Source organism: Isoptericola sp. BMS4 (assembly GCF_011634835.1).
Lineage (GTDB): Bacteria > Actinomycetota > Actinomycetes > Actinomycetales > Cellulomonadaceae > Isoptericola.
This window is the reverse complement of sequence record NZ_SIRP01000001.1, coordinates 3,060,870-3,081,569: the sequence shown is the minus strand read 5'-3', so window position 1 is coordinate 3,081,569 and position 20,700 is coordinate 3,060,870. Positions and strand designations below refer to the sequence as shown.

Below are 20,700 nucleotides of genomic sequence, written 5' to 3'. Positions count from 1 at the left end.
CGCCGTGCGCCTGGGCGCGCCCCGCGCCGCCGGGTCCGACCCCCGGCTCGCCGCCGTCACCCCCGAGGCCGCCGGAACCCTCGCCGACCTCGGCTACGAGGTGCTCGTCGAACGCTCGGCCGCCGGGACCGTGGGCCCGGCGGCCGAGCGCGACGCGTACGACGCCGCCGGGGCACGCCTGGTCGGCCCGGCCGAGGCCTGGGCGGCGGACGTCGTCGTGACGCTCGACCCGCCCGGCGCCGACGAGCTCGACCTGCTGCGGCCGGGCGCCGTCCTCGTCTCCCGGCTCGCCCCGGCGGCCCGCCCCGAGCTGCTCGCCGCGCTCGCCGCGCGCGAGGTCACCGCGCTCGCCCTGGACGCGGTGCCCCGCATCTCCCGGGCCCAGTCGCTGGACGTCCTGTCCGCGCTGTCCAACGTGGCCGGGTACCGGGCCGTCGTCGAGGCCGCCGAGGAGCTCGACAGCATGTTCGCCGGGCAGGTCACCGCCGCCGGGACGACGCCGCCCGCCCGGGTGTTCGTCATCGGTGCCGGCGTGGCCGGGCTGGCGGCGATCGGCACGGCGGTGAGCCTCGGCGCCGAGGTGCGCGCCTTCGACGTCCGGCCCGAGGCCGCCGACCAGATCGAGTCCCTCGGCGCCACGGCCGTGCGGGCCGCCGACGCCACGCAGACGGTCAGCGCCGACGGCTACGCCGCGGCGCTCACCGACGAGCAGGAGGCCGCCGCGCTGCGCGTCTACGCCGACGAGGCGTCCGCGGCCGACGTCGTCGTCACCACCGCGCTCGTGCGCGGCACCGCGCCGACCACCCTCACGCGCGCCGCGGTCGAGGCCATGCGACCGGGGTCCGTGGTCGTGGACCTCGCCGCCCCCGGCGGCGGCAACTGCGAGCTCACCGTGCCCGGGGAGCGCGTCGTCACCGCCGGCGGCGTCGTGGTGCTCGGGTACACCGACCTGCCCGCGCGGCTGGGCCGGCACTCGTCGCGCCTCGTCGGCGGGATCGTCGTCGGGGTGCTCACGCTCCTCACCCCGGGGCGGGACGGGCGGCCCGTCCTGGACGCCGACGACGTCGTCGTCCGCGGCATGACCGTGACCGCCGGCGGCGAGGTGACGTGGCCGCCGCCCCCGGTCACGGTCTCGGCGGCCCCGGCCCCGGCTCCGGCCGCGGAGCACGAGACGCCCGGCACCTCGTCCGCGCCCGCAGCGCCGGCCCCGGCGCCCCTGCGGAGCCGTCGCCGCGCCGTGCTCGCCGGCCTCGGCGCCGTGGCCGTCGCGCTGCTCGCCGCCGCCGCCCCGCCCGACGCCGTCGGGCACCTCACCGTGTTCGCCCTCGCCGTCGTGGTCGGCTTCTACGTGATCTCCCACGTGACGCACGCCCTGCACACGCCCCTGATGTCCCAGACCAACGCGATCAGCGGCATCATCCTGGTCGGCGCGCTGCTGCAGATCGGCGACGACTCGCCCCTCGTCACGACGCTCGCGGTGGTCGCCGCGACGCTCGCGAGCATCAACGTGTTCGGCGGGTTCCTCGTCACCCGGAGGATGCTCGGCATGTTCCGGGCGGGCGGTGACGGGCCGTGACCGCGACGTCCGTCGCCCAGGCGGCCTACCTGGTGGCGGCGCTGCTGTTCGTCGGGTCGCTCGCGGGCCTGTCCGCGCAGACCACGGCCCGCCGCGGGACGGTGCTCGGCATGGTCGGCATGGCGCTCGCGATCGTCGCCACGGTCGCGCTCGCCCTGGAGCGCTCGGCCCGCCCCTGGCCCGTGACCGCCGGCCTGATCCTGCTGGTGCTCGTGGTCGGTGCCGCCGTCGGCACGTGGCGGGCCCGCCGCGTCGAGATGACGCAGATGCCCGAGCTCATCGCGCTGCTGCACTCCTTCGTCGGGCTCTCGGCGGTGCTGGTCGGCTACGGCTCGTACCTCACGGCCCCGGCGGGCGACGTCGTGCACCGGGTCGAGGTGTTCCTCGGCGTGCTCATCGGCGCCGTGACGTTCACCGGGTCGGTGGTGGCGTTCGGCAAGCTCTCCGGGCGGCTGCCCTCGGCACCGCTCACGCTGCCCGCCCGCAACGCCCTCAACCTGCTGGTGCTGGTGCTGTGCGCGGCCCTGCTGGCGTGGTTCGTCGCCGGCGGGGCGGGCGTCGCGCCCCTCGTGGCGATGACGATCCTCGCCCTCGCGCTCGGCTGGCACCTCGTCGCCGCGATCGGCGGCGGCGACATGCCCGTCGTGGTGTCGATGCTTAACTCGTACTCCGGCTGGGCCGCGGCCGCCGCCGGGTTCACGCTCGGCAACGACCTGCTCGTCGTCACCGGGGCCCTCGTCGGCGCGTCCGGCGCCATCCTCAGCTACCTCATGTGCCGGGCCATGAACCGGTCGTTCTGGTCCGTCGTCCTCGGCGGGTTCGGCGCGACGGGCTCCGGCCCCGGAGCGGGCGCCGCCGGCGCCGAGGGCGAGGTGCACGAGACCTCTCCCGACGCCGTCGCGGGCCTGCTCACCGCCGCGCGGTCCGTGGTCGTGGTGCCCGGCTACGGGATGGCGGTGGCCAAGGCCCAGCATCCGGTCGCGGAGCTCGCCGAGCGGCTGCGGGCGCGCGGCGTGGAGGTCCGGTTCGCCGTGCATCCCGTGGCCGGGCGGCTGCCCGGGCACATGAACGTGCTGCTCGCCGAGGCGCGGGTGCCGTACGACGTGGTACTCGGCATGGACGAGATCAACCCGGACCTGCCGACGACCGACGTCGTCCTGGTGGTCGGCGCGAACGACACCGTCAACCCCGCCGCGCAGGACGACCCGGCGTCGCCCATCGCGGGGATGCCGGTGATCGAGGCGTGGAAGGCGCGCGACGTCGTCGTGTTCAAGCGCTCGCTCGCCACCGGCTACGCGGGTGTGGCCAACCCGCTGTTCTTCCGGGAGAACACGGCGATGCTCTTCGGCGACGCGCGCGAGCAGGTGGACAAGATCGTCCAGGCCCTCTGAACCACCAGTTGTCAGACTCAGCGCGAGACATATGCCGCGCTCACTCTGACAACTCCCCAGCAGTGGTAGTTGTCAGGCCGAGCGCGAGGTATACCTGGCGCTCACCCTGACAACTCTGCGGGGCGGTAGGGGTCAGATGCGGGAGGAGGCCTGTGACTCGTACACCGAGGCGTCGAGGACGCCGTCGGCGTGCACGGAGGGCACCTCGGGCGCCGGAGCCGCGTCGAGAGTGCTGGCGTCGGCAGGCACGCCGTCCAGGCTCGGCATGACGCTCGCGAGCTCGGGGCGCCACTTGGTGAACCGCCACGGGAAGCACTTCTCGAGCACGTCCACCATGGCCGACGCCGCGGTCGACGCGCCGGGGGAGGCGCCGAGCAGGCCCGCGATCGAGCCGTCCTCCGCCGAGACGATCTCGGTGCCGAACTGCAGCACGCCCTTGCCGTCCGCGTCGCGCTTGATGACCTGCACGCGCTGGCCGGCGGTGATCTTCTCCCAGTCGCCGGGCTTGGCCGTCGGCATGAACTGCTGCAGCGCGGCGAACTTGGTCTCCGGCGCGGCGGCGAGCTGGCCGACGAGGTACTGGGTGAGGTCGAGGTTCTTCAGCCCCGCGCCGAGCATCGACGTGAGGTTGTGCAGCCGCAGCGACGTGACCAGGCCCAGGTACTTGCCCTTCTTGAGGTACTTGGGGCTGAAGCCGGCGTACGGGCCGAACATGAGGTACTGCCGGCCGTCGATGACGCGGGTGTCCAGGTGCGGCACGGACATCGGCGGGGCGCCGACGTCGGCCTTGCCGTAGACCTTGGCCTGGTGTCGGGCGACGACCTCGGGGTCCGCGGTGCGCAGGAACTCGCCCGAGATGGGGAACCCGCCGAAGCCCTTGATCTCCGGGATCCCGGCCGACTGCAGGAGCGGCAGGGCGCCGCCGCCGGCCCCGACGAACACGAACTTCGCGGTGACGGTGCTGGTGCGCCTCACGGCGTTCCAGGAGCGGTCCTTGACCTTCAGGCGCCAGCGCCCGTCCTTGGTCTTCTTGAGGCTCTTCACCTCGTGCTGCAGCTTCAGCTCGGCGCCCCCTTCGACGAGGCCGTCGACGAGCTGGCGCGTGAGGTTGCCGAAGTCGACGTCGGTGCCCGACGTGGCGCGGGTGGCGGCGATCGGCTCGTCCGGGTCGCGGTCGGTCGTGAGCAGCGGGGCCCAGCCGGCGATCGTGGACGGGTCGGTGCTGAGCTCGAGGTCGCGGAAGAGCGGGTGCGCGCTGAGGGTCTCGTGCCGGCGGCGCAGGTAGTCGACGTTATTCTCGCCGCGCACGAACGTCATGTGCGGGGTGCGGGACAGGAACGAGTCGTCCTTGAGGCGCCCCGTGGCCACGAGGTGCTGCCACAGCTCGCGCGAGGTCTCGAACTGCTCGTTGATCGTCACCGCCTTGCTGATGTCGATCGACCCGTCCGCCTTCTCCGGCGTGTAGTTGAGCTCGCAGAGCGCGGCGTGCCCCGTCCCGGCGTTGTTCCACGGGTTGGAGGACTCCTGGGCGACGTCGTCCAGGCGCTCGTAGATGCGGATCGACCACGACGGCTCCAGCTGCTGGAGCAGCGTGCCGAGCGTGGCGCTCATGATCCCGCCGCCGATGAGGACGACGTCGACGTCGGATCCCAGCGGGGTCCCTGGTGTCGTTTCGCGAGGAGTCACGCCCGCCATGCTACGACGCGCGTGAAAACTGTCACAAACAATGAGAGCAACCTCACACGGCGCGCTGACCTGCAGTGATGTACGTCACAGCTGCTCCGGACGACGGTGCAGGTCAGCGCGTCCGCGTCATCGCGGCGAGGGTGCGGACGGCCACGGGGCGAGGTCGGGCAGCGGGACGGCGGACCCCTCCCTGACGGCCTCGACGGGCCCCGCCGGCTCGCGCCCGGCGAGCCACGCCGCCACGTCGCGCCGGTCGCCGACCAGCTCCAGCCCCGCGCCGTAGTCGGGCAGCCGCACCGCGAGGAAGTCGCGCAGGTGCGCGCAGAACGCGTCGTCCCACGTGTTGAGCCCCAGGCCGACGAGGGCGTCGACGGCGTGGATCCGGGCCTCCCGCCACCAGGCGAGCGCGACGTCGGCCAGGACGCCGTCGCGGTACGCCACCGGCGCGGACCACAGGGCGTCGCCCGGGGCCGGCCACGCCGCGGCCAGCCGCTCGCGCGCCGTCTCCAGCGCGGCGACATGCTCGCCGGTCGCGCGGGTCGCGGCCGCCTCGATCGCGGCGTCACGTCCCGGCCTGCCGCCGTCGTACGGCTCGATCCGCTCGCCGCGGGCGGCGTACTCGGCCTGCCGGGCCAGGGCGGCGGCCACGTTCGCGACGTGCGCGAGCACGTGCCCGCGCGTCCAGCCCGGCAGGGCGGACGGCGCCGCCCCGGCGTCGGCGGGCAGGTCGCGCACGGCCTCGGTCAGCGTGCCGAGCGCGGCGTCCGCGTCGTCCAGCGCGTGCGTGAGAGCGGGGGAGTCGGTCATGGCCACAGGAGCTCCTTGGTCCAGGCGGTCGGGGTGGTGCTCGGGTCCTTGCGGTACCGCAGGCGGGCCTGCCCGCGGTCGTCGCTCGCCTGCCAGAACTCGACCTCCACCGGGTCGAGCGTCCAGGCGGTCCATGCGGGGGCGACGGCGTCGGGGTCGCGCCGGGTGCGGTCCAGCTCGGCGGCGAACGCCGACCAGTACTCCTCGCGCGAGCCCAGCGGCTCGCTCTGGTGGTCCACGAGGCCCGCGGCGCGCGACCCCTCGGGGCGTGCGCGGAAGTCGGCCGCGCTCGCCTCCGGTCCGCCCGAGGTGGCGGTGCCCGCCACCCGGACCTGGCGGCCGAGCTCGCGCCAGAGGAACACGAGCGCGGCGTGCGGGTTGGCGGCGAGGTCGCGCCCCTTGGGGCTGGTCGCGTGCCCGGCGAACCACCATCCCGTGTCCGTGACGTCCTTGAGGACCACGGTGCGCGCGTGCACGGCGCCGTCGGGGCCGGCGGTCGCGAGCGTCGTCGCGTGCGGGGCGAGGAGGGCGGCGGCCAGGGCGTCGTCGAACCACGCGGTGAAGAGCTCCTGGGGTGTCCGCGGTGCGCTGTCGAGGTCGTCGAGGTCGACGCCGAAGGGCGGCAGGCCGGGCGGGAAGCTGGGCAGGGCGCGCAGCCGGTCGCGGAACGTCATGCGGTCTCCTGTCGGTCGGGGGCGAGGCCGGTGGTGAGCACGTGGACGAAGCCGCGCACCGCGGCGCGCATCGCGTCCGGGTCGCCCGTGGCGCGGGCGAGCACGTAGCCGCCCTGCACGATCGCGACGGCGGCGTGCGCGCGGTCCCGGGCGACGTCCTCGGGGAGGTCCGCCTCGCGCAGGGTCGCGGTCACGGCGTCGAGCAGGCGGACGAAGTAGGCGGTGACCACGTCGTGCAGGGTGCCGTCGTCCATGACGGCCTGGTCGCTGGTGAGCCGCCCGATCTTGCAGCCGGCGAGCGCCTCGCGGGGGCGCTCCAGGTAGGCGACGACGCGGGCGACGGGATCGTCGTCGGCGTCCGGGCCGGGGTCCAGGTCGCGCCGGGCGGCGGCGAGCGCGTCGTCCACGGTGGCGCCGACGGCGGCGGCGGCGAGGTCGTGCTTGGTGGGGAAGTGGTGGTAGAGGCTGCCCTGTCCGACGCCGCTGGCCCGTAGCACCTGGCGCGGGCTGGTGGCGCCGACGCCCTGGGCGGCGATGAGCTCGCGCGCCGCGGTGACGAGGCGGGCGCGCGCGTCGGTGTCGGTGGCCATGCGACCACCATACCTACCTCTAGGTATGGTGGCCAGCGCCGGTGCCCGGACGGGCAGGACGTTCAGGGCGCTCAGTCGCGGGGTGGACGGGCGCGTCGTGCGCCCGGGCGCGAGACCGCGCGCAGCACGAGCGCGCCCACCACCGCCCCGAGCGCGGCGCCGCCCGCGCGACCGGACGCGGATCGGGACGCTCGACGGCCGTCAGAAGTAGTCGCGCACGTGCACCTGACGGCCGCCCCACAGGGCGTCCCAGACGGCGTCGTGCCTGGCCGGCCCGGTGAGGTCGCCCGCGAGCCGCAGGTTCGCCGTCGACTGCGCGCCGGCGTACGACTGGGCCAGCCCGGCGGAGGTGAACGTCATCCGGTCTCCCGGCACCGCGCCGTCGTCCGGCGTGACGCCCACCCGGGCCCCGGCGGCCTCCAGCACCCAGGCTCCCTCCAGGTCCGGCGTCCGCGGGTCGACCACGGCGAACGGCACGCGCGCGGTCACCGGCGCGACGACGGCGGCACCGAGGGCTCCCGGCACGTCGAGCAGGCGCAGCATGTACGGGCGAGGCTCCGAGGACGCGGCGTGGTCCGGCAGCACGAGGCGCGCCGGGTCGAGACCCGACCAGCCGCCCGACGTCGAGACCTGCACGGACCCGGCGACGGCGGCGAACGAGCCGAGCAGGCGCCACAGCACCCGGGCGGCGTCCGGCGTCAGGGCGACGAGGTCGTCGACCTCGAGGGCGTTCGTGCGGTCGTAGCCGGCGCCGCGGGACCAGCTCGCGAAGCCGAGCACCCGCTCGTCCGGCCCCGCACCGGTGACCGCCAGCGTGACGCCGGTGTACTCGGCGTCCGGGCCGACCATCTCGTCCGGCTCCATCGTGAAGGGCGCCTCGGCGCGGGACAGCGGCCCGTTCTGCGCCGACGCCCAGTCCTCGTAGACGCGCCGGACCGCGGGCACGTCGGCCGCGGTGGCCCGCCGCGCCCGCACGTCGCCGGTGGGCGGGCGCACGGCGGCGAGCGCCGCCATCGGGAACCGCACGTCCTCGAAGGCGCCGACCACCTCGTATCCGAGCCCGCGGTAGATCCCCGCGGACGACGGGTACAGCGTCGAGACCAGGTCGCCGGCCTCGCGGGCCTCCGCCAGCGCGGTGTCGACGAGCGGGCGCAGCAGGCCGGAGCCGCGCCGCTCGGCCGCCACCGTGACGCCCGCCAGGCCCGCCGTCGGCACCCGGGTGCCGTGCCACCACGACGCGAACGCGCGCACCCCGAGCGCGGCGACGACCTCGCCGTCGTCGAGCGCGACCCACGGCCGGGTGTTCGCCGCCGGCCACGTGTCCGGCTCGGGCTCCGGCGGCGGGGAGTCGGGCACCCCGAACGCCTCGGCGCCGAGGCGGCGGGCGGCCGGGACGTCTGCGAGGCGGGAACGGCGGATCTCCAGGGTCACGGCGCGAGGCTAGCCGGGCAGGTGCCGCGCGGCACCCGGATATTCGCCCGCCGCCGGCGTGCCGACCGGATGGTCGAGCCCCCGGCCGCGCCGTAGCGTGTGGCGGGTGGACACCGTACGGCTGCGGCAGCGGGTGCTGCTCGTCGCGATCCTCGCCTCGTTCGTGTCGTTCCTCGACGGGACGGTGGTCAACGTCGCGTTGCCCGCGATCGCCGACGAGCTGGGCGGGACCGGCGAAGAACGCCTCAGCCTCCAGCAGTGGGTGGTCGACGGGTACCTGATCACGCTCGGGGCGCTGATCCTGCTGGCGGGGTCGCTCTCCGACCTGTACGGGCGGCGCCGCGTGCTCGCGATCGGGCTGGCGGGGTTCGGCGTCGCGTCGGTGCTGTGCGCCCTCGCGCCGACCGGGCCCGTGCTCGTGCTCGCCCGGCTGCTGCAGGGAGTCGCCGGCGCCTTGCTCGTCCCGAGCTCGCTGGCGCTGATCGTCGGGGCGTTCGACGGCGAGGCGCAGGGGCGGGCCATCGGGCGCTGGACCGCCTGGACCGGCACCGCGATGATCGTCGGCCCGTTCGTCGGCGGGGGGCTCGTCGACCTCGTGTCCTGGCGGTGGGTCTTCTGGATCAACGTGCCGGTGATCGTCGTGACGCTCGTGCTCCTGCGCGACATCCCGGGCGGCGCCGTGACGACGGGGCGGCGCCTCGACGTCCCCGGGGCGGCGCTCGCCGCGACGGGCCTCGCGGCGGCCGTGTACGGGCTCATCGAGGCCCAGTGGCTCGTCCTCGTGCTCGGCGTGGTGCTGCTCGGGGCGTTCGTGATGTGCGAGCGCGTCGTGACCGACCCGATGCTCCCGCTGCGGATGTTCGCCGCCCGCAACTTCGCCTGGGGCAACGTCGCCACGGTGGCCGTGTACGGGGCCCTCGCGTTCGGCGGCTTCGTGCTCTCGCTGTTCCTGCAGCAGGTGGCCGGGTACTCCGCCACGGAGGCCGGGGTGGCGCAGCTGCCGGCCACGTTCGCGATGCTCGCGCTGTCGTCCCGGTTCGGCACGCTCGCCGGGAGGTACGGGCCCCGGTGGTTCATGACGCTCGGGCCGGTCGTGGCCGGGTGCGGGTACCTGCTCATGCTCACGATGGACGCGGGCGCCACCTATCTGACCCAGGTGCTCCCGGGGCTGCTGGTGTTCGGACTCGGCCTGTCGATCACGGTCGCGCCGCTGACCGCGGCGATCCTCGGTGCGGTGCCGTCGGCCGACGCCGGGATCGCCTCCGCGACGAACAACGCCGTCTCGCGCGTGGCGGGGTTGGTGACCGTGGCGCTCGCGGGCGTGATCGTCGGCGGGGTGCTCGACGTCGCGTCGTTCCACCGGGCGCTGCTGGTGACGGCGCTGCTGCTCGTCGCCGGTGGCCTGGTGAGCCTGGTGGGGATCCGCGACCCGCGCGGCGCCCGCGGGGCCGCCGTCAGAGAGGCAGCTTGAAGCCCTCGTGCGACTGCGCGTACCCGAGCGAGCGGTAGAACCGGTGCGCGTCCGGGCGCTGCTTGTCGGACGTGAGCTGGGCCAGGGCGCACCCGCGCTCGCGGCCCCGGGCGTGGGCGTGCTCCATCAGCGCGCGGCCGAGCCCCTGGCCCCGCAGTCGCGCGTCGACCCGCACCGCCTCGACCAGCAGGCGGGTGGCGCCGTTCCGCGAGATCCCGGGCACGAACGTGAGCTGCATGGTGCCCACCACCTCGCCGTCCAGCTCGGCGACGACCAGCTCGTCGTTGGCGCTCGCCTCGATGGCCTCGAATCCCGCGAGGTGCGCCGGGCCGTACGAGCCCGTGCGCGCGGCGGCGACGGCGTCGTCGGCGATGAGCTCCACGACGCGGGGAAGGTCGTCGCGGGTGGCGGGCCGGAACGTGACGGGGGCGGGGGAGTCGGGCACGGCGGCGAACCTACCAGCGCGATATTCGCGGGCGGACGGCCTGCGGGCGGTGGTACCTTCGCGGCGCTGTGCAGCACGGCCGCGAGACCGCGGCACGACGAGCACGAGAACCGGGGGAGGTGAGACCGATCAGCACGAAGACAGGTCGGGGCTCCCTTCCTCACACGGCATAGGGAGCGCCCGCGGCACGACCACGAAGGTGGGTCCCCTCATGCGCTTTCACCTCGAACCCGCGACGTCGTCCGACGGCGTCCGCGAGCAGCACTTCTCCCTCGACGAGATCCCCGGCGTGCTGTGGTCGCCGGCATCCGCGTCCGGCCCCCGCCCGCTGATCCTGATGGGCCACGGCGGCGGCCAGCACAAGCGCGCACCGGGCGTCGAGGCCCGAGCGCGCCGGTTCGTCACGGACTGCGGGTTCGCGGCGGTCGCGGTCGACGTGCCCGGCCACGGCGACCGCCCGAAGGACGACGAGCTGGACGCTCTCGCCGCACAGAACCGCGCCCGCGCCGATGCCGGCGCCGACCTCTACCCGCTGATCGCCCGCTTCCAGGCGCTGGTCGCGGAGCGCACCGTCTCCGAGTGGCGGGCGGTGCTGGACGCGGTCCAGCGGCTCGACCACGTCGGCGACGGCCCGGTCGGCTACTGGGGCGTCTCCCTCGGCTGCGGCCTCGGCATCCCGTTCGTCGCGGCCGAGCCGCGCGTCCGGGCCGCGGTGCTCGGGCTCGGCGGTGCGCTGGCCTCGGCGCCGGCCGCCCGCCGGATCACCGTCCCGGTCCGGTTCCTGCTCCAGTGGGACGACGAACGCGTGCCCCGCGACGAAGGACTCGCCCTGTTCGACGCCTTCGGTGCGGCGGACAAGTCGCTGCACGCCCACCCGGGCGCGCACGCGGAGCTGCCGCGGCACGAGATCGGCAGCGCGGTCCGCTTCTTCGCCCGCCATCTCGGCAGGGCCGCCATCGCATGCTGACGTAGCGCCCGCTGTCCTTTCCGAGACGGGATGTGACAGCGAGCGCTACGTCGTCGGGGTCGAGCCGCGGCGACCGGGCGTCGAGCCACGCCTGGTCGCGACCGCCCGCGACGCCGTAGGACGCCTCGCGGAGCCGGGCGTCCTGCGTCGGGCCGGCGTCGAGGGCCGTACCGATCGCGTCCGCCGTCCGGGCGGTCCGTCGCAGGTCCGAGGTGACGACGGCGACGCGACGGTCCTGGTCGACGCGCCGGCGCAGCTCGGCCGCGATGCGGGCCGCGTCGGCGTGGCCGCGCGCGGTCAGGTCGGAGTCGAACTGACCGCCGACCAGGCCGTCGACGTGGTGGGTGGCCTCCGGGTGGGTGACCAGGTGGACCGTGCGGTCACGGGCGGGGACGACGCCGGGCACCGGCGCCGGCGGGTCGGGCTCGTCGGTGGTCATCGGGCGATCCTGCCACCCGCGCACGGCGCCGACCGGCCCGGTCGTGTCACGGTGGACCCATGACCAGCAAGCTCACGGAGATCGAGATCGACTGCGCGGACCCCGACGCGCTGGCGCGGTTCTGGTGCGCCGTCCTCGGCTACGAGGTGCAGGACGTCGAGGACGACGTCGTGACGATCGGGTCCCCGCAGGTGCCCGAGGGCAAGGACCGCCCCGGCCCCGTGCCGCCGGTGCTGACGTTCGCGCGCGTGCCGGAGCCCAAGGCCGTCAAGAACCGGCTCCACGTCGACGTCAACCCCGCCGACGCCGACCAAGCGGACGAGGTGCGCCGCCTGCTCGGCCTCGGGGCCACCCGCGCCGACGTCGGCCAGACCGGCGAGGAGAGCTGGGTCGTGCTCGCCGACCCGGAGGGCAACGAGTTCTGCGTGCTCGCGGGGCGCCGTCCCTGATCGCCGCCTCTGTCAGGGGCGGAAACGCGTGCGGCCGGCGCGGCCGGCACGGCAGGGTGAGCGCATGAGGCTCCTGGTGCTCGGTGGTTCGGTGTTCCTGTCCCACGCCGTCGCGGCGGACGCGGTGGCGCGCGGCCACGAGGTCGTCGCGGCGAACCGCGGCCGCTCCGGCCCGGTGCCCGACGGCGCGCGGCACGTCGTCGTCGACCGCGACGGGCCGTTCCCGGAGGCGCTCGCGGCCGGCGGGTTCGACGCCGTCGTGGACGTCTCCCGCACCCCGTCGCACGTGCGCAAGGCTGTCGCCGCCCTCGGCGACGCGCACTGGGTCTTCGTCTCCACGATCAACGTCTACGCCGACGACGCCGACCCGGCCGGCCCCGGCGCCGGCCGCCTGCGCGAGCCCGAGCCGGACGACGTCCCCCTCGGCACGCCCGAGGCGTACGGCGCGATGAAGGTGGCGTGCGAGCGGATCGTGCTCGACGGTGCGGCCGGCGCGGCCGTCGTCCGGCCCGGGCTGATCGCCGGGCCCGGGGACCCGTCCGGCCGCTTCACGTACTGGCCGTCGCGGATGGCGCGCGTCCGCGACGACGGGACGGCCGACGTGCTCGCCCCGGGGGACCCGGCCGACCCGGTGCAGCTGGTCGACGTGCGCGACCTCGCCACCTGGATCGTGGACCTCGCCGAGCGTCGGGAGGGCGGCGTGCTCGACGGCGTCGGCCCGATCACCCCCGTCGGGGACGTGCTCGACGCCGTCGCGCGCGGTTGCGGCGCCGCGCCGCGCTGGCGCTGGGCGTCGCGCGCCGAGCTCGAGGGCTCCGACGTCCGCCCCTGGGCGGGGGAGCGGTCGCTGCCGCTGTGGCTGCCCCGGCCCGAGTACGACGGGCTGCCCGCGCACGACGCCGGGCCGGCGCTCGCCGCCGGGCTCCGGCCGCGGCCGGTGGAGGACACGGCGCGCGACACGCTCGCGTGGCTGCGCTCGACCCCGGGCGCCGACGTCACGGGACTGACCGCGGACGAGGAGGCGGCGGTGCTGCGCGACCTGCGCGGCTCGGCCGACTCCGGGCCAAAGCCGACCGAGTGAGTGGTTTTCGTCACGATCCCGCGCCGACGGGCCGTGGCGGCGTTACGGTCGAGAGGTCAGCGCCCCGGCCGGCACGGCTCGGGGCGGTCCGTCCGCCGCCGCTCGGGCACGTCGCTCCGCGTCACACTCCGTCCCGCGTCCTCCTGCCCGACAGGGGCGAGGTGCGAAGGAGTGAAGATGGCGTTCGGTGGATTCGACGGCAAGGTGGCGCTCGTGACGGGCGGCGGCTCGGGAATCGGTGAGGCGATCAGCAAGGAGCTGGCCGCGCACGGGGCGAAGGTCGTCGTCACCGACATCCGTCTGGACGCGGCGCAGCGGGTGGTCGACGAGATCACGGCCGCCGGCGGCGAGGCCGCGGCGTTCCAGCAGGACACCGGGGTCAAGGAGGACTCCGTCAAGGCGGTCGAGTTCGCGAAGGCGACGTTCGGCGGGCTGAACTACGCCGTCAACAACGCCGGCATCGGCGGCAAGCAGGCTCCGGCCGGCGAGACGGACCTCGACGACTGGGACCGTGTCATCGGGATCAACCTCAACGGCGTCCTGTACGGGATGCGCGCCCAGATCCCGGCCATGCTCGAGCAGGGCGCGGGGGAGAGCGCCATCGTCAACATGGCCTCGATCCACGGCACGGTCGCGGCGCTCGGCAACGGTGCCTACACCGCCGCCAAGCACGGCGTCGTCGGCATCACCAAGAACGCGGCCGCCGAGTACGGCCCGCAGGGGCTGCGCATCAACGCCGTCGGCCCCGCCTACATCAAGACGCCGCTCGTCGAGTCGAGCCTGCCCGCCGAGGCGCGCGAGGCGCTCGTGGGCAAGCACCCGCTCGGCCGGCTGGGCGAGCCGGAGGAGGTCGCCCGGGTGGTGCGGTTCCTCCTGTCGGACGACGCCTCGTTCGTCACCGGCGCGTACTGGCTCATCGACGGCGGGTACACCGCCGTCTGACCGCCCGCGAACGCCCGACGGCGCCCCCGCCCCGGACACCGGGCGGGGGCGCCGTCGCGCCCGGGTGCGTCAGTCGGCGGTGCCCAGGGTCGCCGCGACCTCGTCCGCCAGGTCGAAGCCTTCCTGCATGCCGGCCTCCATGCCGGAGTCGACCATCGCGTCACGGACCTCCCTGCTCGGGGCGCTCGTGACGAGCGTCAGGGTCGTGCGCCCGTCGTGCTCGGTGAACGTCGAGGTGTTGAGGGTCGCCGCCGACTCCCCGTCCGGCATGCCCTCGAAGACCTCCGTGTGGACCAGCCGGTGCGGGGCGGCGACCTCGCGGAACTCGCCGTGGAACGCGACCTCGAACCCTTCGTTCGCCTGCATGACGTACCGGTAGGCGCCGCCGACGCGGAGGTCGATGTCGATGCTCGTCACGGTGCCCTGCCGGCCCGCCCACCAGCGGGCGACGAGCTCGGGCTCGGTGAACACACGCCACACGTCGGCGGCGGGCGCCGCGAACTCGCGGACGACCTGGATGTCGGTGTCGTTCGGCAGCGTCACGACCGCGCTGCCCTTCTGCGGTGACCGGGTGTTGCTGATCATGGGAACTCTCCTCATCGGTGGGGTGGCTCGTCGAGCCCGCCGGCGAGCAGCTCGTCCACGAGCTCGAACCGCTCCTCCCAGAACCGTTCGTACCGGCCGACCCAGGCGTGGATCTCCCGCAGGGGCCGGGCGTCGGTGCGGTAGAGGCGACGACGACCGTCGTCGCGGACCTCGACCAGCCCGACCTCCCGCAGCACCCGCAGGTGCTTGGAGACGACGGGCTGGGCGACGTGGAGCAGCTCGACGAGCTCACCGACGCTGCGTTCGTCCTGCGCCAGGGCGTCGAGGATCTCGCGGCGCCGGGGCTCGGCCACCGCGTTGAACGCGTCCGTCGTCGTCGCTGCTCGTGCCATGGATCAAACATATACCCATATCGGCATGCGTCAAGGGGTCGGGTTGCAGCGGGCCGCCATCGTCGCGACGAGCCCGACGTCCGGCCGCCACAGCTCGAGGTTCCACGTCGCCTTGTCGGGCGCACCGATCGCGTGGCACTCCAGCTGGTCGCGCATGGTCGCCGTGTCGACGTCCGGGTCGCCGCCGACCAGCTCCGACCAGACGACGTCCGTGCCGGCCTTGCCCGCGCCGCGCGCCCAGCCGGTCGGCTCGACGGCGAGCGAGCGGCCGCCCTCCCGCTCGCCCCAGGCGGTGCTCGCGACGCCGTCGGTGCCGAGCGTGACCGTGACCTCGCCCGGGGCCGTGGCGCCGTCCGCGACGTCCGTGGCGGCGCGGACCTCCAGGTGGGTGTCGTCGACGGCGACGAGCCGTGCGCCGTCCGGCGCGGCCAGCCCGCCGAGCGCCCGGTCACCGTCACGCACCGTCACGCTGCCGTCGCGGTGCACGGCAAGCGCCCCCGCCGACGTCAGGGTGATCCGCGGCGGCCCCGCCCACCCGGGGTCGTCCTCGTCCAGCGCCGCCGGTCCGACGGTCAGGGTGGCGGTGGACGTGGCGGGGTCGGGGGAGGCGTGCACCCGCGGCGCGTCGCTCGCGCCGGGGGCGGACACCTCGAGCGTCACCTCGCCGGCCGTCAGCGGCACCCGCGTCACCGTCGGTGCCGGCGACGTCGCGGCGGTGCGTGACGGCTCTGCCGGTGTCGGCGTGTCCGTGCCCGGTGCCCCGTCCGGCGACGAGCACGCGCCGAGGAGCGCGAGGGCGGCGACCGCGAGCGCCCCCGCGGGGCGGACCGGTGCGGGGCGTGGCGGGCGGCGGTGGGGCACGTGCCCAGTGTCGGCCACGAGGGCGCCGCGGGCGCGAGGGTGCGGCGCCCTGGTCCGCGAGAGGCCTGGCGTTCAAAGGTGAGGTTCGCCTAACCTTAGTCGCGTGAGCACCTACGCCCCTCGCAAGCCGGTCGACCCGCACGTCCTCGTGGCCGAGGTGGTCACCACCAAGCAGGTGGGCCCGCACCTGCGGCGGGTCACCCTCGGCATCGACGACATCGACCGCCTCACGCTGGTGGGCGACGACCAGTGGTTCCGGCTCTTCCTGCCGCGGGCCGGGCAGGACACGCTGCGCCTGCCGACCCGCACGTCCAGCCTGGGCTGGTACGCCCAGTACCTGGCCACCCCGCGGTCCCGCCGCCCGCTCGTGCGCAACTACACGATCCGCGCCGCGCGGCCGGAGCTGCGGGAGATCGACGTGGACTTCGTGCTGCACGGGCACGACGAGGACGACACGGGCGGCACGGTCGCGCCGACCGGCCCCGGCGCCGGCTTCGCCCTCACGGCCCGGCCGGGGGACCAGGTCGGCATCCTCGACCAGGGCGCATACCACCGGCCCCGCCCCGGCTGCGCGTGGACGCTGCTCGTCGCCGACGAGAGCGGCCTGCCCGCCGTCGCCGGCATCTGCGAGTCGCTGCCCGACGACGCCCGCGGGGTCGCCGTCGTCGAGGTGCCGACCGCCGACGACCGGCAGGACTTCCGCGTGCCGGACGGCGTCGACCTGCGCTGGGTGGAGCGCGACCGCGCGGCGTCCGCGGACCCCGCGCTCGGCGGGGTCCCGGGCCGCGCCTCGCTCGCCGTCGTCCGCGACGCCGGGCTGCCCGCCGGCGACGGCTACGCGCTCGTGGCGGGCGAGCAGGCGCTCGCCGCGGGGGTGCGCCGGCACCTCGTGAACGACCGGCGATGGCCCAAGGCGCACGTCGACTTCGTCGGCTACTGGAGGCACGGCAAGGCGTCGCCGAGCTGACGGCCGCCGAGGGTCCGGGAACCGGTAGCATTCCCAGATCGCATCCGCTCGACTCGTGCCACAAGGACGTCACATGTCACAGCCTCGGTCCCGTCTCCTCGCCGCCGGTCTCGGCGTCGCCGCACTGCTCGCCGTTGCCGCCTGCTCCTCGGACGGCGGGACGGGCGACGACGGCGGAAGCGCCGACCAGGCGTCGGTCGGCGTGCTCCAGTTCGTGCAGCACCCGGCGCTGGACGCCGCGACGCAGGGGTTCAAGGACGCCCTCGCCGACGCGGGCGTCGAGGTCGAGTACGACGACCAGAACGCGCAGGGCGAGGTGCCGAACACCAACACCATCGCCACGACGTTCGCGAACGACGACCTCGACCTGGTGCTCACGGTCGCGACGCCGGCGGCGCAGGCGGCCGCGCAGGCGATCACCGACACCCCGGTGCTGTTCACCGCCGTCACCGACGCGGAGGCGGCCGGCCTGGTGGACTCGAACGACAGCCCCGGCGGGAACGTCACGGGCACGAGCGACCTCAACCCGGTGGCGGACCAGCTGGAGCTGCTCGCCGAGATCGCGCCGGACGCCAAGAACGTCGGGATCGTCTACAGCTCGGGCGAGGTGAACTCCGAGGTGCAGGTCGAGCTCGCGAAGGAGGCCGCGGAGGGTCTCGGGATGACGATCTCCGAGGCCACCGTGTCGAACTCCGCCGAGGTGCAGCAGGCGACCCAGTCGCTCGGGGACGTCGACGCGATCTACGTGCCGACCGACAACACCGTCGTCTCCGGGATCGCCGCCCTGATCCAGGTCGCCGAGCAGAAGCAGATCCCCGTGGTCAGCGGCGACGCCGGCCCCGTCGAGGGCGGCGCGATCGCCACCCTCGGGATCGACTACGAGAAGCTCGGGTACCAGACCGGCGAGATGGCCGTGAAGATCCTGCAGGACGGCGCGGACCCCGCCGAGATGCCGGTCGAGACGTCGAACGACGTCGAGCTGATCGTCAACCCGGGCGCGGCGGAGCGCATGGGCGTCGAGCTGCCCGCGTCCGTGACGGACCGCGCCGACCGCACCGTCGAGTGACCTCATGATCGGAGCGGTCGAGCTCGGGCTCCTCTACGGGGTCATGGCGCTGGGCGTCTACCTGACGTTCCGCGTGCTGAGGTTCCCCGACCTCACCGTCGACGGCAGCTTCACGACGGGCGCCGCGGTGGCGGCGTCGATGATCGTGGCGGGGCAGAGCCCGGTGCTGGCGACGCTCGCGGGCGCCGGCGCGGGGCTGGTCGCCGGCGTCGTCACGGGTCTGCTGCACACCAAGGGGCACATCGACGGGCTGCTCGCGGGCATCCTCACGATGATCGCCCTGTGGTCGGTGAACCTGCGCATCATGGGCGGCGCGAACGTGCCGCTGCTGCGCGAGGACACCCTGATGACGCCGCTGCGCGACGCGGACCTGCTGGGCGGCACCTGGCTCGGCGCGCTCGCCTTCCTCGGCGGCGTGCTCGTGCTCAAGCTGCTCGTCGACTGGTTCCTGGCCACCGACCTGGGTCTGGCGATCCAGGCCACGGGGAACAACAAGCAGATGATCAAGAGCCTGGGCGTCGACACCGACTTCACGACGATCCTCACGCTCGCGCTCTCGAACGGCCTGGTCGGGCTGTGCGGCGCGCTCGTCGCGCAGTACCAGGGGTTCGCCGACATCAGCATGGGCATCGGCCTGATCCTCGTCGGGCTGGCCTCCGTGATCCTCGGCCAGGCGGTGCTCGGCCAGCGGGTCATCTTCATGGCCAGCCTCGCCGTGGTGCTCGGCGCGGTCCTCTACCGGATCATCATCTACGTCGCGCTCCAGGTCGGGCTGAACCCGAACGACATGAAGGCCGTCACGGCGGCGCTCGTCGTCGCCGCGCTGCTGCTGCCGCGGTGGGGGCCGCTCAAGCGGGTCCCGTCGTGGCGCGACCTGCGCGGCGGCCGGGCCAACGGTCGTGCCGCGGCCCCGGTGGCCGAGGACGCGCCGGCCCCCGCCCAGAAGGAGGCCTGAGGATGCTCACGATCGACGGCGTCGGCAAGACGTTCTTCCCGGGCTCCGTGAACGAGCGCCGGGCCCTGACCGACCTCGACCTGCGGCTCGACGAGGGCGACTTCGTGACGGTGATCGGGTCGAACGGCGCGGGCAAGTCCACCCTGCTGAACGCGATCGCCGGCCGCATCGGCGTCGACACGGGGCGCATCGACATCGACGGCACGACCGTGAACCGCCTCCCGGAGCACCGCCGGGCGCGGTACGTGGGCCGGGTGTTCCAGGATCCGATGGCGGGCACGGCGCCCGACCTCACGATCGAGCAGAACCTGTCGCTCGCCCTGCTGCGCGGCGAGCGTCGCGGGCTGGGCCGGGGCGTGACGAAGAAGCGGCGCGAGCGGTTCGTGGAGGAGCTCCGCTCCCTCGAGCTCGGGCTGGAGGACCGGCTGAAGGCCAAGGTCGGTCTGCTGTCAGGCGGGCAGCGTCAGGCGCTCTCGCTGCTGATGGCCGGCTTCACGCGGCCCCGCATCCTGCTGCTCGACGAGCACACGGCGGCCCTCGACCCGCAGCGCGCCGCGCTCGTCACGTCGCTCACGGGCAGCATCGTCGCCCAGGGTGGTCTCACGACGCTCATGGTGACGCACAACATGCAGCAGGCGATCGCGCTGGGCAACCGGCTGATCATGATGCACGAGGGGCGCATCGTGTTCGAGGCCGACGACGCCGCCAAGCGCAAGCTCACCGTCGAGGCGCTGATGGCCGAGTTCGGCAAGGTGAAGGGCGCGAGCTTCGACGACCGTGCGATGCTCGGCTGAGGTCACTCCACGACGACGACCTCGTGCGGGGAGGTGTTGAGCCGCATCGCCGCTCCCGGCGCGTCGGCCAGTCCGGGTACGCCGCTCGGGAAGGCGACGACGATGTCCTCGATCCGTACGCCGAGCTCGCCGGGCAAGTAGATCCCGGGCTCGACGGAGAAGCACATGCCCGCCTCGACCGGGGTCTCCTCGCCGGAGACCATGTACGGCGGCTCGTGCGTCGTCAGGCCGATGCCGTGCCCGGTGCGGTGCACGAAGTGCTCGCCGAACCCGGCGTCCTCGATGACGGCCCGGGCGGCGCGGTCCACGTCCTGGCAGGTGGCGCTTGGCCGGACCGCGTCGACGCCCGCCTGCTGCGCGGCGCGCACGACGTCGTGCACGTGCTGCTCGCGGTCGGTGAGCGGACCGACGTGCACGGTGCGGGTGGTGTCGGAGCCGTAGCCGTCCGCCAGCCCGCCGAAGTCCATGACGACCATGTCGCCGGAGCGGATCACGCGGTCGCCCGGCTCGTGGTGCGGGTCGGCGCCGTGCTCGCCCGCGCACACGAGGGTGAAGTCCACCTGCTCGTGCCCGTGCTCGCGCAGCAGAGCGTCGAGGTCCGCGGCGACGTCGCGCTCCCGGCGGCCGGTGAACGGCCGGGGCACGATCTCGTCGAAGACGGCGTCCGCGCCCGCCCCGGCGGCGGCGAGGCGGGCGACCTCCTCGGGCGACTTCACGGCGCGCAGCAGGGGCAGCACGGTGGTGACGGCCGCGTACGACGACGCGGGCAGCGCCCGCTGCAGGCCGAGGACGTGCAGGGCCCAGGCGGCGTCGCTGACGGCGTAGCGTCCCTCCGGTCGGAGCAGCCGCCCGGCCACGGCGTGCTCGTCCTCGCCGTCGGACCAGGCGAGGGTCTCGATGCCGCCGACGGCGCCGAGGTGCATGTCGTGCTCCTCGAGCCGCGGCACGACCGCCACGGGGTCGCCCGCGCCGTCCGCCGCGGCGGGGATCGCCAGCATCGTCAGGCGCTCGGTGTCCGCGGCCGGGGTGTAGCCGAGGAAGTACCGCAGGTCGGGGCCGGGAGTGACGAGGATCCCGTCGAGGCCCGCCGCCGCGGCCTGCGCGGCGGCCCGGCGGCGGCGGTCGGCGTACACGGCGGCGTCGAAGGGCGTCATGTGCCCAGCCTGCCAC

The 20,700-nt window shown here is 74.9% G+C and carries 21 protein-coding genes and 1 pseudogene; 11 read left to right on the top strand and 11 right to left on the bottom strand.

Annotated elements, in window-relative coordinates:
- Positions 1–4 precede the first annotated feature (4 nt).
- Together EYB28_RS13955 and pntB are read left to right on the top strand one after the other, a co-directional pair.
- Positions 5–1,576, top strand: coding sequence for a Re/Si-specific NAD(P)(+) transhydrogenase subunit alpha (locus EYB28_RS13955; RefSeq protein WP_166849008.1), 1,572 nt, complete (start codon positions 5–7; stop codon positions 1,574–1,576).
- Positions 1,573–2,967 carry a Re/Si-specific NAD(P)(+) transhydrogenase subunit beta gene (pntB, locus tag EYB28_RS13950; protein WP_166849006.1) on the top strand — a complete coding sequence of 465 codons (1,395 nt, stop codon included), beginning with the start codon at positions 1,573–1,575 and terminating at the stop codon, positions 2,965–2,967. The genes EYB28_RS13955 and pntB overlap by 4 nt, the downstream gene beginning before the upstream one ends.
- Positions 2,968–3,099: 132 nt before the next feature.
- On the opposite strand, the gene mqo is transcribed toward pntB, so the two are convergent.
- From mqo to eis, 5 genes are all read right to left on the bottom strand, one after another.
- Positions 3,100–4,662 (bottom strand): malate dehydrogenase (quinone), encoded by a 1,563-nt coding sequence (mqo, locus tag EYB28_RS13945; protein ID WP_166849004.1) that lies wholly within the window; start codon positions 4,660–4,662, stop codon positions 3,100–3,102.
- A 117-nt stretch (positions 4,663–4,779) separates the two neighbouring features.
- On the bottom strand, positions 4,780–5,460 hold the full coding sequence (locus EYB28_RS13940) for a maleylpyruvate isomerase family mycothiol-dependent enzyme (RefSeq protein ID WP_166849002.1): 681 nt from the start codon (positions 5,458–5,460) through the stop codon (positions 4,780–4,782).
- A complete protein-coding gene (locus tag EYB28_RS13935) occupies positions 5,457–6,134 on the bottom strand; it encodes a pyridoxal 5'-phosphate synthase (RefSeq protein ID WP_166848999.1) in 678 nt (225 codons plus the stop codon). Before EYB28_RS13935 ends, EYB28_RS13940 begins: the two co-directional genes overlap by 4 nt.
- Positions 6,131–6,724 carry a TetR/AcrR family transcriptional regulator gene (locus EYB28_RS13930; RefSeq protein ID WP_166848996.1) on the bottom strand — a complete coding sequence of 198 codons (594 nt, stop codon included), beginning with the start codon at positions 6,722–6,724 and terminating at the stop codon, positions 6,131–6,133. Before EYB28_RS13930 ends, EYB28_RS13935 begins: the two co-directional genes overlap by 4 nt.
- 201 nt (positions 6,725–6,925) lie before the next feature.
- Positions 6,926–8,155 (bottom strand): enhanced intracellular survival protein Eis, encoded by a 1,230-nt coding sequence (gene eis, locus EYB28_RS13925; protein ID WP_166848993.1) that lies wholly within the window; start codon positions 8,153–8,155, stop codon positions 6,926–6,928.
- A gap of 106 nt (positions 8,156–8,261) precedes the next feature.
- On the opposite strand from eis, the gene EYB28_RS13920 reads away from it, so the two are divergent.
- A complete protein-coding gene (locus EYB28_RS13920; protein WP_205710923.1) occupies positions 8,262–9,626 on the top strand; it encodes an MFS transporter in 1,365 nt (454 codons plus the stop codon).
- On the opposite strand, the gene EYB28_RS13915 is transcribed toward EYB28_RS13920, so the two are convergent.
- Complete coding sequence (locus EYB28_RS13915; protein WP_166848991.1) at positions 9,610–10,071, bottom strand: GNAT family N-acetyltransferase; 462 nt, start codon at positions 10,069–10,071, stop codon at positions 9,610–9,612. The genes EYB28_RS13920 and EYB28_RS13915 overlap by 17 nt on opposite strands.
- 211 nt (positions 10,072–10,282) lie before the next feature.
- Between EYB28_RS13915 and EYB28_RS20380 the strand changes: the two genes are divergently transcribed.
- On the top strand, positions 10,283–11,038 hold the full coding sequence (locus EYB28_RS20380; protein WP_166848988.1) for a dienelactone hydrolase family protein: 756 nt from the start codon (positions 10,283–10,285) through the stop codon (positions 11,036–11,038).
- Between the two features lie 79 nt (positions 11,039–11,117).
- Here the strand turns inward: EYB28_RS20380 and EYB28_RS20375 are convergent.
- Positions 11,118–11,477, bottom strand: a pseudogene (locus EYB28_RS20375) (histidine phosphatase family protein); the annotation flags it as partial.
- A 59-nt stretch (positions 11,478–11,536) separates the two neighbouring features.
- On the opposite strand from EYB28_RS20375, the gene EYB28_RS13900 reads away from it, so the two are divergent.
- The 3 genes from EYB28_RS13900 (at position 11,537) to EYB28_RS13890 (ending at position 13,949) form a co-directional block, all read left to right on the top strand.
- A complete protein-coding gene (locus EYB28_RS13900; protein WP_166848986.1) occupies positions 11,537–11,926 on the top strand; it encodes a VOC family protein in 390 nt (129 codons plus the stop codon).
- A gap of 64 nt (positions 11,927–11,990) precedes the next feature.
- On the top strand, positions 11,991–13,007 hold the full coding sequence (locus EYB28_RS13895) for an NAD-dependent epimerase/dehydratase family protein (RefSeq protein ID WP_166848984.1): 1,017 nt from the start codon (positions 11,991–11,993) through the stop codon (positions 13,005–13,007).
- Positions 13,008–13,184: 177 nt separating this feature from the next.
- On the top strand, positions 13,185–13,949 hold the full coding sequence (locus EYB28_RS13890; protein WP_166848981.1) for an SDR family NAD(P)-dependent oxidoreductase: 765 nt from the start codon (positions 13,185–13,187) through the stop codon (positions 13,947–13,949).
- 69 nt (positions 13,950–14,018) lie between these two features.
- Here the strand turns inward: EYB28_RS13890 and EYB28_RS13885 are convergent, their stop codons facing one another.
- From EYB28_RS13885 to EYB28_RS13875, 3 genes are read right to left on the bottom strand one after another with little or no spacing between them, the layout of a single operon-like run.
- Positions 14,019–14,534 (bottom strand): SRPBCC family protein, encoded by a 516-nt coding sequence (locus EYB28_RS13885; RefSeq protein WP_166848979.1) that lies wholly within the window; start codon positions 14,532–14,534, stop codon positions 14,019–14,021.
- A gap of 11 nt (positions 14,535–14,545) precedes the next feature.
- The gene (locus tag EYB28_RS13880; protein WP_166848977.1) at positions 14,546–14,887 is read right to left on the bottom strand and encodes a helix-turn-helix transcriptional regulator; all 342 of its coding nucleotides are present in this window, start codon (positions 14,885–14,887) and stop codon (positions 14,546–14,548) included.
- Between the two features lie 30 nt (positions 14,888–14,917).
- Positions 14,918–15,748, bottom strand: a complete 831-nt coding sequence (locus EYB28_RS13875; RefSeq protein WP_166848975.1) for a DUF2599 domain-containing protein — start codon at positions 15,746–15,748, stop codon at positions 14,918–14,920.
- A gap of 103 nt (positions 15,749–15,851) precedes the next feature.
- Between EYB28_RS13875 and EYB28_RS13870 the strand changes: the two genes are divergently transcribed.
- The 4 genes from EYB28_RS13870 (at position 15,852) to EYB28_RS13855 (ending at position 19,530) form a co-directional block, all read left to right on the top strand.
- Positions 15,852–16,715, top strand: coding sequence for a siderophore-interacting protein (locus tag EYB28_RS13870; RefSeq protein WP_166848972.1), 864 nt, complete (start codon positions 15,852–15,854; stop codon positions 16,713–16,715).
- Positions 16,716–16,788: 73 nt separating this feature from the next.
- Entirely contained in the window at positions 16,789–17,781 is a 993-nt protein-coding gene (locus EYB28_RS13865) for an ABC transporter substrate-binding protein (RefSeq protein ID WP_166848970.1), read from the top strand.
- 4 nt (positions 17,782–17,785) lie between these two features.
- On the top strand, positions 17,786–18,736 hold the full coding sequence (locus tag EYB28_RS13860) for an ABC transporter permease (RefSeq protein ID WP_166848967.1): 951 nt from the start codon (positions 17,786–17,788) through the stop codon (positions 18,734–18,736).
- A gap of 2 nt (positions 18,737–18,738) precedes the next feature.
- Positions 18,739–19,530 (top strand): ABC transporter ATP-binding protein, encoded by a 792-nt coding sequence (locus EYB28_RS13855; RefSeq protein WP_166848964.1) that lies wholly within the window; start codon positions 18,739–18,741, stop codon positions 19,528–19,530.
- Between the two features lie 2 nt (positions 19,531–19,532).
- Here the strand turns inward: EYB28_RS13855 and EYB28_RS13850 are convergent, their stop codons facing one another.
- On the bottom strand, positions 19,533–20,684 hold the full coding sequence (locus EYB28_RS13850) for an aminopeptidase P family protein (protein WP_166848961.1): 1,152 nt from the start codon (positions 20,682–20,684) through the stop codon (positions 19,533–19,535).
- Between the last annotated feature and the right edge of the window lie 16 nt (positions 20,685–20,700).